The organism is Citrobacter sp. Cpo012 (assembly GCF_030333015.1).
Lineage (GTDB): Bacteria > Pseudomonadota > Gammaproteobacteria > Enterobacterales > Enterobacteriaceae > Citrobacter > Citrobacter portucalensis.
This window is the reverse complement of the sequence record NZ_JAOWGR010000030.1, coordinates 204,564-218,607: the sequence shown is the minus strand read 5'-3', so window position 1 is coordinate 218,607 and position 14,044 is coordinate 204,564. Positions and strand designations below refer to the sequence as shown.

Here is a 14,044-nt window from a genome sequence, read left to right as displayed (position 1 = left end):
AAAGCCATAAATCCCGTCTTTTTTACCGCTTACTCTTCCCATTGCTGGATAGCTGTTCTGGCATCATTCTCGCCTATATCTCTATCTAGGGTCTGATGCGTGGCAGAAGAAAGCGACGACGACAAAACAGAAGCCCCCACACCCCACCGACTTGAAAAAGCGCGGGAAGAAGGGCAGATCCCCCGATCCAAAGAGCTAACCTCACTGCTTATTTTGCTGGTGGGTGTGTGCATTATCTGGATTGGTGGGGAGTCGCTTGCCCGTAGGCTGGCTGGCATGCTGTCGGCCGGATTACGTTTTGACCACAGTATGGTCAACGACCCGAATCTGATCCTCAGCCAAATCATCCTGCTGATTAAAGACGCGATGATTGCGCTGTTGCCGTTGATTACCGGCGTCGTTCTGGTGGCTTTAATTTCCCCGGTGATGCTTGGCGGCTTGATTTTCAGCGGTAAATCCCTGCAACCCAAATTCTCCAAGCTGAATCCGCTGCCGGGCATTAAGCGCATGTTTTCCGCGCAAACCGGCGCAGAACTGCTCAAAGCAATACTGAAGTCCACGTTGGTGGGAAGCGTGGCCGGATTTTATCTCTGGCATAACTGGCCGGCGATGATGCGTCTGATGGCGGAGTCACCGATTACGGCGATGGGCAATGCCTTGGATTTAGTCGGTATGTGTGCACTACTGGTGGTGCTTGGCGTTATTCCGATGGTGGGGTTCGACGTCTTTTTCCAGATCTATAGCCATGTGAAAAAACTGCGTATGTCGCGTCAGGATATCCGCGATGAATTTAAGCAAAGCGAAGGTGACCCGCACGTTAAGGGCAAAATTCGTCAAATGCAGCGCGCGGCCGCTCAGCGTCGCATGATGGCGGATGTGCCGAAAGCAGACGTTATTGTCACTAACCCTACGCACTACTCAGTGGCGTTGAAGTATGACGAGAACAAAATGAGTGCGCCGAAAGTTGTTGCGAAAGGGGCCGGGCTGGTTGCGCTGCGCATTCGTGAAATTGGCGCAGAGCACCGTGTCCCGACATTAGAAGCGCCGCCACTGGCGCGTGCGCTCTATCGCCATGCTGAGATTGGTCAGCAAATACCGGGTCAATTATATGCCGCCGTTGCTGAAGTACTGGCATGGGTATGGCAGCTAAAACGCTGGCGTCTGGCTGGCGGCAAGCGTCCACCACAACCTGAAAACCTTCCGGTGCCTGAAGCACTGGATTTCATGAACGAGAAGAATACTGATGGCTAATCTGGTCGCGATGCTGCGTCTGCCCAGCAACCTGAAATCCACGCAATGGCAAATACTTGCCGGACCGATCCTCATCCTGCTGATCCTGTCGATGATGGTGCTGCCGCTGCCGGCTTTCGTCCTCGATTTGCTGTTCACATTTAACATTGCGCTGTCGATCATGGTGCTGCTGGTGGCGATGTTCACCCAGCGTACACTTGAGTTTGCCGCATTCCCGACGATTTTGCTGTTTACCACATTATTACGTCTGGCGCTGAACGTCGCGTCTACCCGTATCATTTTGATGGAAGGACACACTGGCGCGGCGGCGGCGGGGAAGGTGGTTGAAGCCTTCGGCCACTTCCTGGTGGGCGGTAACTTTGCGATCGGCATCGTGGTCTTCGTGATTCTCGTCATCATTAACTTTATGGTCATCACCAAAGGTGCGGGGCGTATCGCCGAGGTTGGCGCGCGCTTCGTGCTGGATGGTATGCCCGGCAAGCAGATGGCGATTGATGCGGATTTGAATGCCGGTCTGATTGGCGAAGATGAAGCTAAAAAACGACGCTCGGAAGTGACCCAGGAAGCGGATTTTTACGGCTCAATGGACGGTGCGAGTAAATTCGTCCGTGGAGATGCCATCGCTGGTATTTTGATCATGGTAATCAACGTGGTCGGCGGTCTGTTAGTTGGGGTGTTGCAGCATGGTATGAGCATGGGCAGCGCTGCGGAAAGTTATACCCTGCTGACCATCGGTGACGGGCTGGTGGCACAAATTCCTGCGCTGGTTATCTCTACCGCGGCGGGTGTTATCGTGACCCGCGTGAGTACCGACCAGGACGTAGGCGAACAGATGGTGACCCAACTGTTCAGCAACCCCAGCGTCATGTTGCTCAGTGCGGCGGTACTTGGACTTTTGGGTCTGGTTCCGGGCATGCCGAACCTGGTGTTTCTGATGTTTACTGCCGCATTGTTGGCTCTGGCATGGTGGATGCGCGGTCGTGAGCAAAAAGCGCCAGATGAACCGCAGCCGGTGAAAATGCCGGAAAACAACTCCGTGGTGGAAGCCACATGGAACGACGTGCAGTTGGAAGATTCGCTGGGCATGGAGGTAGGTTACCGCCTGATCCCAATGGTGGACTTTCAACAGGATGGCGAGTTGCTGGGGCGAATTCGCAGTATTCGTAAGAAATTTGCCCAGGATATGGGCTTCCTGCCGCCGGTGGTACACATTCGAGACAATATGGATCTGCAGCCAGCCCGCTATCGAATTTTGATGAAAGGGGTAGAAATTGGCAGCGGTGACGCCTATCCGGGACGCTGGCTGGCCATTAACCCGGGTACTGCCGCCGGGTCGCTGCCGGGTGAGAAAACGGTCGATCCGGCGTTCGGACTGGACGCTATCTGGATTGAAAGCGCATTGAAGGAACAGGCGCAGATTCAGGGCTTTACGGTGGTTGAAGCCAGTACAGTTGTCGCTACGCATCTAAACCACCTGATTGGGCAGTTCGCCGCTGAGCTGTTTGGCCGTCAGGAAGCGCAGCAGTTACTGGATCGAGTGTCGCAGGAGATGCCAAAGCTGACGGAAGATCTGGTGCCGGGCGTTGTGACGCTCACCACGCTGCATAAAGTGCTGCAGAACTTGCTGGATGAGAAAGTACCGATTCGCGATATGCGCACCATTCTTGAAACGCTGGCGGAACATGCGCCGTTGCAAAACGATCCGCATGAGCTTACCGCGGTCGTCCGTGTTGCGTTAGGACGTGCCATCACTCAGCAGTGGTTCCCGGGTAATGAAGAGGTTCAGGTTATCGGTCTTGATACTCCGCTCGAGCGTTTGCTGCTGCAAGCGCTGCAGGGGGGCGGCGGTCTGGAGCCTGGGCTTGCAGACCGACTGCTGGCCCAGACTCAGGAAGCGCTGTCCCGGCAGGAAATGTTGGGCGCGCCGCCGGTCTTGCTGGTTAATCACGCGTTACGTCCGTTACTGGCGCGGTTTTTACGCCGCAGCATCCCGCAGTTGGTGGTGTTATCGAATATGGAGCTTTCCGATAACCGCCATATCCGCATGACGGCGACCATTGGAGGTAAATAATGCGTAATTTATTGTGGTTGTTGTTTTTTCCTCTGGTGGCGCAGGCCGCCGGAGAAGGGGCCTGGCAGGCAAGTGGCATGGGGATCACCTTAAATCACCGTGGCCAGTCAGCCTCGTCTGATCCTTTGGTTCCCAGCCAGCCGGTCTCAGGCTTGATGACGCTGGTGGCCTGGCGCTATGAGCTGAATGGACCCACGCCCGCAGGTTTGCGGGTGCGTTTATGTTCTCAGTCCCGTTGTGTCGAGCTGGACGGGCAAAGTGGGACCACCAACGGGTTCAATAACGTTCCGGCCATTGAACCGATGCATTTTGTCTGGGAGGTCCCCGGCGGTGGTCGCCTGATCCCCGCGTTACGCATTCAGAGCAATCAGGTGATTGTGAACTACCGTTAACCCCCTCCGTCATTCAGACCAGCAGTTGAAACTGCTGGTTGTTTCAACATTGCAGCTTCTCATTCAATTAAATAGAAACGTCGTTTTATAAAATAAGTGACGTACGTTGCCGGACTCTTTGTATTCTTGCCATTTCACGAATCCTTCTGGCAGAAATAGAAAGGTTTCACTTTCTGTTAGCTTTTACTGTGACCCTATAAGGATGCCCATTGTCAAAGCGAGGATTGCGGGGCCTCCCAAATAAAGCTGCTGCGCCGTAACAGGGGCAGGTCACAGCATTGAATCCGACATTGACAGAGGTTTAGTAAATGATTGTTTACCCGGTTAAACATAGCCCGTTATTGCGCCAGCCAGAACATTTTATTGCCAGGGATGAATTAAAAACGCTGATCAAAAAGGTGACGCATAACCTGGTCAATATTCATGACGAAACCGGCGAGTTCTTGCTGCGTCTGGACGATGGACGCGTAATTGATACTAAAGGCTGGGCGGGATGGGAGTGGACACACGGCGTCGGCCTGTACGGGATGTATCAGTACTATCTGCAAACCGGCGATGAAACGATGCGCGATATCATCGATAGCTGGTTTGCCGATCGTTTTGCTGAAGGTGCGACCACCAAAAACGTGAACACCATGGCGCCATTTTTAACGTTGGCGTATCGCTATGAAGAGACGCGTAATCCAGCGTATCTGCCGTGGCTCGACAGCTGGGCTGAGTGGGCAATGCATGAGATGCCGCGTACCGAATTTGGTGGTATGCAACACATCACGCTGGCGGAAGAAAACCATCAACAGATGTGGGATGACACGCTGATGATGACGGTTTTACCGCTGGCGAAGATTGGCAAGCTACTCAATCGCCCGGACTACATCGAAGAGGCAACGTATCAGTTCCTGCTGCACGTGCAAAACCTGATGGATAAAGAAACGGGGCTGTGGTTCCACGGCTGGAGCTATGAAGGAAATCATAACTTTGCTAATGCCCGCTGGGCGCGTGGCAACAGTTGGTTAACTATCGTGATCCCGGACTTCCTCGAATTACTTGATTTACCGGAAAACAATGCTGTTCACCGCTATCTGGTACAGGTCCTGAACGCGCAAATCGCGGCGCTGGCGAAATGCCAGGATGAAAGTGGGTTGTGGCATACCTTGCTGGACGACCCGCAGTCGTATCTGGAAGCATCGGCAACTGCCGGATTTGCCTATGGGATCCTCAAAGCAGTACGTAAACGCTATGTTGGGCAAGAGTATGCGCCGGTAGCCGAAAAAGCCATTCGCGGCATTGTGCAGCATATTTCACCGGAAGGTGAACTGCTGCACACCTCGTTTGGTACCGGGATGGGACACAATCTTGATTTCTACCGCAACATCCCTCGGACCTCCATGCCTTACGGACAGGCGATGGCGATGCTGTGCCTTACCGAATACTTGCGAAAGTATTTTTGATATCGGTATTCGATGGCGATACCGCTATCGGTCCTGATTGTTCAGTCGTCACTGTTTGTACCGTATTGTCCTGCGGGGCAAACAGATGATCCATGATTTGACGCATAACCGGCGCGGCGGTGACACCATCGCTGCCGCCGTTTTCCAGAATTAACGCCACCGCGACCTTCGGGTTCTTATAGGGTGCAAATGCGGTATAGAACACGTGGTCGCGCAAGCGGACAGGGATCATCTTCGCATTGTAGGTCTGATTTTCTTTCAGGCTAAAGACCTGCGAGGTGCCGCTTTTTGCCGCAATGCCGTATGGAGCGGTGTGAAAGAACTTATAACCTGTACCATTTGGTTCATTCGCCATGCCGAACATCGCCTGACGCACCAGTCCCCAGTAGGGCGATGAGGCTGAGGCGATTTGTGACGGTGCTTCTGGAGCCTGATACGGCGTGATGGTTTTGCCGCTCTCTTCATCGAGCAGCAGGTGAGGGACGATAACCTTGCCGTTGTTAATCAGTGCGACCATGGCTTTTACCATCTGGATAGGTGTGGCAATCCAGTAGCCCTGACCGATGCCAACTGAAATAGTGTCCCCCTGATACCAGGCTTTTTTGTGCACTTTTTGCTTCCATTCGCGGCTCGGGAGCAGGCCGTTATACTCCTCATCAAGATCGATGCCGGTCGGTTTACCGTAACCAAACTGGCTGAGCATGCTGTTAATCCGGTCGATCCCCATCATATACGCCACCTGATAGAAGAACGTATCGGCAGACTCTTCTATCGCTTTGGTGACATCCAGCATACCGTGGCCCGTTTTTTTCCAGTCACGGTAATGTCGCTCGGTGCCGGGTAGCGTCCAGGTAGGGGCACCGAAGAAACTGGTCTGCGGCGTGATCACACCGTTCAGTAATGCCGACATCGCCATATACGGTTTGACCGTTGAAGCGGGAGGGTACAATCCCTGCGTGACGCGGTTGATTAATGGCAGGTCTTTATCCTGGAGTAGCTTGTTATAGTCCTGATAGCTGATGCCTTTGACAAACGGATTAGGGTCATAGCTGGGGTTTGAGACCATCGCCAGTACGGAACCGTCGTGTGGATCTTCAACCAAAACGGCGGCACGCTGGCCAGCCAACAGGCTCTCAATGTATTGCTGTAAATGTAAATCCAGCGTCAGATGGATATCTTTTCCGGCAACGGGCGGCACATCTTTGATCAGGCGTACGATGCGTCCGTGGTTATCTACTTCCACCTCCTGATAACCGGTTTTTCCATGCAGTTCGTTTTCGTAATAGCGCTCAATACCTTGCTTACCGATGTTGTGATCGGCGGCGTAGTTCTCCGCCAGACCCTTTTGATCCAGTGCTTTCAGGTCGTTGTCATTGATTTTTGAAACATAACCCAGGACATGCGCCAGCGCCGCGCCATAGGGATACTGGCGGTCTTCGTAACTATTGATGTTGACGCCGCTAAAATGAAACTGGTTTACCGAAAAACGGGCGATTTCGACATCGGTTAGCGCATTTTTTAGCACCACAGGACGATAGCGGCTGCTGGCTTTCAGCTCATGGCGAAACTGGTCTATGTCATCAGGTGTGAGGTCAACGATCGGCGTGAGCTGCTGGAGTAACGCATTCATATCGCTGATTTTATACGGCGTAACGGAAATATCGTACCAGGTAACGTTGCGCACCAGCGGGATGCCGTTGCGATCGTAAATCATGCCACGCGTTGGGGCGACGGGCAGCATTTTGATGTCGTTTGCATTCGACCGGGTGGTGTAATACTGGTGCTGACAGATTTGTAAGTTATACAGATTGTAAATCAGGATGCCAAAACAGATGACTACCAGGCCAAAGGCCACCAATACACGCCGCTGGAAGAGCTTTTCTTCCGCCTCAAAATCTCTGAATGTCATTGACCCGTACCCGATTAATTCGCCGCCTAATGATACGGAGGCTTAGACGGGATGACAGGCAAAAGATGTTCCATATCTCTAGGGAAATGTGTCATTCCTTGTGGGTTGTTACAATTGTAGATAAGTAATCATCTGTAAAGCCCATTACGAAGGATTGTAGTTGGAGATGATTTTTTCGTCTAAACCATATTTTCCTTAATTCTTAATAGGATTTAGCGGGTATGAACATAGGTTCTATCCGCCCTCCAGTCCAATCGGATCTTGGGTGATATACCGTCCCTGTCCCGGATTGTAGTACCGGTGACGGTTGTAGTGTAGTCCGGATTCGTCGTCATACTGCAGTCCCGGCAGACGGATGAGCTGCGTCAGATTGTGTGGATTATTCTCACGCAGCACATTACTCCAAGCATCATATTCTGCCGACCAGTCCACTTTCCCCTTCGCGTTGACCAACGCCAGCGATAGGCCCCGGTGGTCGCAGTGGTATAGATGAACTTTCCTATCCTGTAGGTACTCCTCCAGTTGTCCCGCTAGGTGCTAATACGGGGCATGTCCATTTAACTAAAATCATCCTCACGGAGGTGACTGTATTCGTACTGCTATACCCTAACGTCATTGGTTATTAACAGAAGCATTTCAATCCAAGAAAAACAATACAGAGTAATGAAATTTAAAATCCCTGGTACGAATAATCTCAGTATCAATCCACCAGTTTTATTTGTTAAAAAAAATAGTGCGTAATATAAAAAAATTAATAAGGGCGGATTTAGAAATAAGACAGTATCATTTTTTATAGTAAACGTTAAGTGAATAATTAAATCAGATATTACATCATTTTTTTGCGAGCGAAATGGATGGTAAAGTAGCAATGCAGCCTGAATTGATAATATAAAAATATCAACGATAAAAATTCTTACCAGAAAACGGCTCATTGTTTCGCACTTTCTATGTTGTTGTATTCATCCAGAACATCACTTACAAAGTCTTGACAGTTATTTACTATAAAACCATAGTTATCATTTTCATATTGTTTACTTCCTTTCGGAAATAATAAGTTATCTGGTTCATTTTTGACTATATCGACTGCTTTTTTCATTATTTCATCGTTATATTTTTCTTTGTTACAGGTATAATCATTAGTTTTAGGTTCACTAAATACCCCACTATCACCACCATAGCCGATATTAGTACCATCATCAAAGAATATGTGTGCATGGAAAATACCAAGGTCGAGACCTGTCATGCCATTTGTCCTGAAACCTCGCGAACCTTTAAGGGGTCTTGTACAAATTTGAGCCAAGCCTAGTGGATCTATAAATTGAATTGGATTAAAAGAATACTGATATAAATGCCACCCCCCCATCAGCCCTATCGGGTCCTGGGTGATATACCGCCCCAGTCCCGGATTGTAGTACCGGTGGCGGTTGTAGTGCAGTCCGGATTCGTCGTCATACTGCTGGCCCGGCAGGCGGATAAGCTGTTGCAGATTATGTGGATTATCCTCCCGCAGCACGTTGCCCCATTCGTCATACTCCGCGCGCCAGCTGATGGCACCGTCCTGGCGTATCAGCGCCAGCGGCAGGCCCCGGTGGTCGCAGTGGTACAGATGAAGCGTCCTTTCCGGGACCGGCAGCGGCTCCATCTGCGCCGCCATCTGTTCCGGCGTCAGGCCGCACCCGGCCAGCCACTGCCGGTTTTCATCGCTGATAACCCCGGCGCGCAGCTCTCCTTCCAGGCGGTCCAGCATCTGTACCAGCGCCGGCGGGAACACCACGCCAGCGCCATCCTCGCTGCCTTCCTGCCGGAGTTTCTCCGCCAGCGTCCGGTGACGGCGCAGGGCATCCAGCGCCTCCGTGGCGGTCTCCACCCGGATGAGCGGCGTGAAGCTGCCGGGTTCGTAAATCGTCTGGACGCGGGTCTGCGCCGTCTGCGTGGTGGTCAGCCGGTCGCCGTCCCAGCCGTACCAGGTGGTGTACGGCCTGTGCGACAGCGCCATCTGGTCATGGTCCGGATGTTCACGCTCCCGTTTCCACATCTGCTTTCCGATACGCCTGCCCAGCGGGTCGTAGAGGTACCGTCCTTCCGCCTGCTTTTTGCCGTACTGCGTGCGGAGGTAGCGCACCAGCCGGTGCTGGTTATCGTAGCTGTAGCGGTGCGTGCGTTCATCGTACATGCGGATGGCCCCGTCCGGGATACGGTCCGTCTTCTCCGTCAGCCTGCCGTAACGGTCATAGCGGTACAGGTACTGTGCATCCTCCGTGATGCGGTTATCCGCCCATACTTTTCTGCTGCTGTCCGGATAAAATTCCGGGTCCGGCAGACGATTGCCCGCCGGGTCGGTGGTGTAAGGGAGGCGGATATCCAGACCGTCCGCAGTCATGCGCACGCCGGTGAGCCTGCCGGTCTGGCTGTAGTCGTATTCCCGGGTCTGGCGCGGGGTGCTGATGCGGGTCAGATGCCCGGTCCCGTCATACCCGTAGTCGCGGTTCAGAAGCGGACTGTTCAGGTGCTGGCTCAGCAGCTGTCCGGCCGCGCTGTAGCCGGTGGTGAGCGTATATTCGCCGAAACGGCGCTGTGTCTCCCGGTGCAGGCGGTCGCGGGTGAGGTCGATAAGCGGGGTGTCGCCGAGTTTCATTCCAGCCAGATAACCGGAGCCGTAAGTCAGCCACTCCACGGCAGGCAGTTTGTCTGATGTCATGCGGTGCGCCAGGCCTGCGTCGCTGTAGTCGTGCCGGGTCTCATGCTGCCAGAGCGGTTCGTCCGTTTCCGGGTGATGCACCACCTGCCGCTCGCGGCTCATCCGGCCTTTCTCATCATAGCCGTAGTGCACGGCGACGCGGTGGCCTTCACTGAGGTGGCTGATTTCCGCCAGCCAGCCGCGTTCGTTGTACTGCCACTGTTCCGCTGGTTCGCCGTTCACCGTGCGATGCGTCAGGCGGTCAGATTCATCGTAATGCCACCGCGTGACCAGGCTTTCGTCCTCGCTGCGGACAAGCTGCCCGCCGGTGTTGTAGCCATAGCGCTGCGTACGGCCGTCAAAGCCGGTCTGCTGCGTCAGACGGTCGAGAAGGTCATACGTGAAGCTGGTGTGGCTGCCGTTCTCATTGGTCAGCTGTGTCACGCGTCCGGCGGCATCGTATGTTATCTGCCGCGTCAGGCCGCCTGCGGTGATACTGACCGGTCTGCCGCCCGCATCGTACTGTGTTTCCGTGCGGCTGCTGTCCGGGGCAATCACTGTCGTCAGGTCTCCGGCGTCACTGTATTCATAGCGGGTCTCGCGGCCTGCCGCATCTCTCTGGCTGACAAGCCGGCCCCGGGTATCGTAAGCGCGATACTGGCTGAGACCGTCTTCCTGATGAATGGCCGTGACCTGCCCGAAACGGTCATAGTCATAGCGGGTCTCATACCCGGAGCAGTCGGAGACGCTCAGCAACTGCCCGTGGCGACTCCATGTCATCTGCTTTTTGCTGCCGGTGGCATCTTCACTGGTGCAGGGGGATTCACTGTGCGGGTCAGCATAAACATAGCGGGTGGTGTTTCCCTGGCGGGAAGTCTGCGCCGTCAGGCGGCCATGCTCATCATATTCGCGCTTCTCCCGTAAGCCGTCCGGGTGGATGACGGAGGTCAGCTGACGCTCGCCATTGTAATAAAACACCGTCTTCCGGCCGTCAGGGGAGATAATTCCAGTGACGTTACCGGACGCGATACTGTACCGGTATTCGGTTTTCCGGCCTGCCGCATCTGTCTGTGCGGTGAGCCAGCCCACGGGGTTGTATTCACTGCAGGTCACGCTGCCGTCGGCGTATTCCTTTTTCACCACCCGCTTCAGGCCACCTTCACCGGCGGTGTGCAGCACTTCCCGGCGGTGCAGGCTGTCGGTGATGGTGACGGCGTTTTTCCCGTATTCATAGCGGTAGCTTAAGCCTGCCGGATTATGCTGCTCCACCACACGGCCCGCTGCATCATAGCGGTAGGTGGTCTGCGGGCGTCCGGCGTGCTGGTGTGCCACCATCCTGCCGGGGGTGTCCGCGGCATAGTCAAAGCGGCGAACCTGCACTCCGCCCCGGTCATACACCGTCGCCAGCTCCCCGCGCGGGGAATAGTCATAGCGCACCAGCGGGGACGCCGGCAGGTTGTCCGGATACAGCGGGTCGTGCGTCAGCCAGACGGCACCGAGGCGGACCCCGTCATCCTGGCCGTAGCGGGTGACGGGCAGTGTGTTCATCTGCTTCAGCACCAGCCGGAAGCGACGGCCTGCGCCGTCCGTCACACCGGTGATATGGCCGCTGAACGGCCCGGTGACATCACGGTGATATGAGAGTCTGCGCCCGAAACTGTCCACCAGCCCGGTCAGCACCCGGTACGGCGGCAGCGGGGCGGGGAGTACCTCATCCGGCTCCGGTACCCGTTCAGACCAGCCGATAATCCACCATGGTCCCTGCGGACTGTTTGTGGTCAGGTACTGATGCGGGCTCAGGCGGGTGTCTTCCGGCAGCGCCTGCCAGAGCAGGTGCAGGGGATGACTCTCGTGCAGTTTCGCCACGCCACCACGGGCGAGCCAGAAGCGTTCGCTGCGGCTGAAGGCCACTTCCCCGGGGAACAGGTGCTCAAATTGAACGCTGCGCCCGCCGTTGTCGTTGAGAATCAGTTCCTCATCACGTATCTGTAAGCGGATATCGAATGGTGCTTTCCAGCCGGGACCGAAGATGCCGGCCGGTGCCGGGGTTTGGGTCCGGTAACTGCTGTAGGCGCGGGTGAGAACAAACGGCAGCGGGCCGGGCAGGGTGAAATCAGTTTCACCGGGCAGGACCTTGGCGCCGAGTAGCGGGTTGACCGGGTTACCGGAGGTGATGCCGCCGGGACAGACAGAGCAGGCGATGCCGGTGGGGGTGCCAATCATCACGCCCATGGCACCCTGGACAATCGGGCCGCCGAACTTCGTCATGTCGCCCATCCGGGCTGCCGGTTTACCACCGCTCATCGCCAAATCCTTTTGTAAAACATCAGGATTTGTACCTTACACCTGTTTGAGAATGTGTTTCAGTGGTATCTGGGGAATAGGGAGAATATTCAGAAATCGTTTAGATCAGAAATTAAAAAGACCTGAGTCCTGATTACAGACTCAGGTCTTATTGTTAGCTAACTTACATACGTTCTACGGTTTCGATACCCAGTGTATCCAGACCCAGCTTCAGGGTTTTCGCCGTCAGCTGTGCCAGCTTCAGTCGGCTGTTACGAATCTCTTCGTTTTCAGCGCTGAGAATAGGGCAGTGCTCGTAGAAGCCGGAGAACAGACCAGCAACGTCGTACAAGTAAGCACACATCACGTGTGGTGTACCTTCACGCGCAACGACGGTCAACGTTTCTTCGAACTGCAACAGACGCGCCGCCAGTTGAGCCTCGCGATCTTCGCTGATAACGACCTGCGCATTTGCCAGCGCGCTTTCGTCGATATCTGCTTTACGGAACACGGACAGTACGCGGGTATAAGCGTACTGCATATATGGCGCGGTGTTACCTTCGAACGCCAGCATGTTGTCCCAGTCGAAGATGTAGTCGGTGGTACGGTTTTTGGACAGATCCGCATATTTCACTGCGCCGATACCGACCGCATTTGCCAGTTTTTCCAGTTCGTCGGCAGGCATGTCCGGGTTCTTCTCCGCGACCAGACGACGTGCGCGCTCCAGCGCTTCATCCAGCAGATCGGCCAGTTTAACTGTGCCGCCCGCGCGGGTTTTGAACGGTTTACCGTCTTTGCCCAGCATCATACCGAACATGTGGTGTTCCAGCGGCACTGAATCCGGCACATAACCGGCTTTACGTACGATGGTCCAGGCCTGCATTAAGTGCTGATGCTGGCGGGAGTCGATGTAATAAAGTACGCGATCGGCATGCAGGGTTTCGTAACGATACTTGGCGCAGGCGATGTCGGTTGTGGTGTAGAGATAGCCGCCATCTTTCTTCTGAATGATAACGCCCATCGGTTCGCCTTCCTTGTTCTTATACTCATCAAGGAATACGACGGTAGCGCCTTCGCTTTCAACAGCCAGACCTTTCGCCTTCAGATCGGCGACGATGCCAGGCAGCATCGGGTTGTACAGGCTCTCGCCCATGACGTCGTCACGGGTCAGGGTAACGTTGAGGCGATCGTAGGTTAACTGGTTCTGCGACATGGTAATGTCGACCAGTTTGCGCCACATCTCGCGGAAGTATTCGTCACCGCCTTGCAGTTTCACGACATAACTACGGGCGCGTTCAGCGAAGGCTTCATCTTCGTCGTAATGTTTTTTCGCATCACGGTAGAAACCTTCCAGGTCAGCCAGCGCCATCTCTCCGGCATTTTCCTGCTGCTGTTTTTCCAGCCATGCGATGAGCATACCGAACTGAGTACCCCAGTCGCCGACGTGGTTAGCGCGAATAACGTTGTGACCGAGGAACTCCAGCGTACGCACCGCCGCGTCACCGATGATGGTGGAACGCAGGTGACCAACGTGCATCTCTTTCGCTACGTTAGGCGCGGAGTAGTCAACCACGACGGTTTGTTTGGTCGGTTGAGTTACTCCCAGACGATCGGAAGCCAGCGCCTGCTGAACGTGCTGCGCCAGAAATGCCGGATCGAGAAAAATATTGATAAAGCCCGGGCCTGCAATTTCAACTTTGCTGGCAATCCCGTTGAGATCCAGATGAGTCAGCACCTGCTCAGCCAGTTGTCGCGGCGCCATACCCAGTTTTTTAGCGACAGCCATCATGCCGTTAGCTTGATAGTCGCCGAACTGTACTTTTGCTGACTGACGAACCTGCGGTTCGCAATCTGCAGGCGCGCCTGCAGCAATCATGGCCTGACTGACTTTTTCTGAGAGAAGAGCCTGAATATTCACCGGAATACCTTACATTTATGAAGCGGCCTAAAATTCACCGCACCAGTTTAAGAATTAAGGGCGGGAGTATACTGCAAATGCCCGTTGCCGTCAGC

The 14,044-nt window shown here is 54.4% G+C and carries 7 protein-coding genes and 1 pseudogene; 4 read left to right on the top strand and 4 right to left on the bottom strand.

From position 1 onward, the window contains the following. Nucleotides 1-99 precede the first annotated feature (99 nt). From flhB to bglB, 4 genes are all read left to right on the top strand, one after another. The gene (flhB, locus tag OGX90_RS03255; RefSeq protein WP_003833866.1) at nucleotides 100-1,251 is read left to right on the top strand and encodes a flagellar biosynthesis protein FlhB; all 1,152 of its coding nucleotides are present in this window, start codon (nucleotides 100-102) and stop codon (nucleotides 1,249-1,251) included. Continuing rightward, nucleotides 1,244-3,322 (top strand): flagellar biosynthesis protein FlhA, encoded by a 2,079-nt coding sequence (gene flhA, locus OGX90_RS03250; protein ID WP_003833865.1) that lies wholly within the window; start codon nucleotides 1,244-1,246, stop codon nucleotides 3,320-3,322. The genes flhB and flhA overlap by 8 nt, the downstream gene beginning before the upstream one ends. Beyond that, nucleotides 3,322-3,714: a flagellar protein FlhE gene (gene flhE / locus OGX90_RS03245; protein ID WP_008785064.1), complete on the top strand. Its 393-nt coding sequence runs from the start codon at nucleotides 3,322-3,324 to the stop codon at nucleotides 3,712-3,714. The genes flhA and flhE overlap by 1 nt, the downstream gene beginning before the upstream one ends. Before the next feature lie 308 nt (nucleotides 3,715-4,022). Continuing rightward, nucleotides 4,023-5,162 (top strand): beta-galactosidase BglB, encoded by a 1,140-nt coding sequence (gene bglB / locus OGX90_RS03240; RefSeq protein ID WP_008785063.1) that lies wholly within the window; start codon nucleotides 4,023-4,025, stop codon nucleotides 5,160-5,162. Here the strand turns inward: bglB and mrdA2 are convergent. The 4 genes and pseudogenes from mrdA2 to argS form a co-directional block, all read right to left on the bottom strand. After that, nucleotides 5,134-7,071, bottom strand: coding sequence for a peptidoglycan DD-transpeptidase MrdA2 (gene mrdA2 / locus OGX90_RS03235; protein WP_048216124.1), 1,938 nt, complete (start codon nucleotides 7,069-7,071; stop codon nucleotides 5,134-5,136). The two genes, bglB and mrdA2, sit on opposite strands and share 29 nt — an antisense overlap. A gap of 234 nt (nucleotides 7,072-7,305) precedes the next feature. Next, a pseudogene (locus OGX90_RS03230) lies at nucleotides 7,306-7,584 on the bottom strand (RHS repeat-associated core domain-containing protein); the annotation flags it as partial. A 415-nt stretch (nucleotides 7,585-7,999) separates the two neighbouring features. Continuing rightward, a complete protein-coding gene (locus OGX90_RS03225; RefSeq protein WP_234692061.1) occupies nucleotides 8,000-12,052 on the bottom strand; it encodes an RHS repeat-associated core domain-containing protein in 4,053 nt (1,350 codons plus the stop codon). A gap of 163 nt (nucleotides 12,053-12,215) precedes the next feature. Then, nucleotides 12,216-13,949: an arginine--tRNA ligase gene (gene argS / locus OGX90_RS03220; protein ID WP_149282004.1), complete on the bottom strand. Its 1,734-nt coding sequence runs from the start codon at nucleotides 13,947-13,949 to the stop codon at nucleotides 12,216-12,218. Between the last annotated feature and the right edge of the window lie 95 nt (nucleotides 13,950-14,044).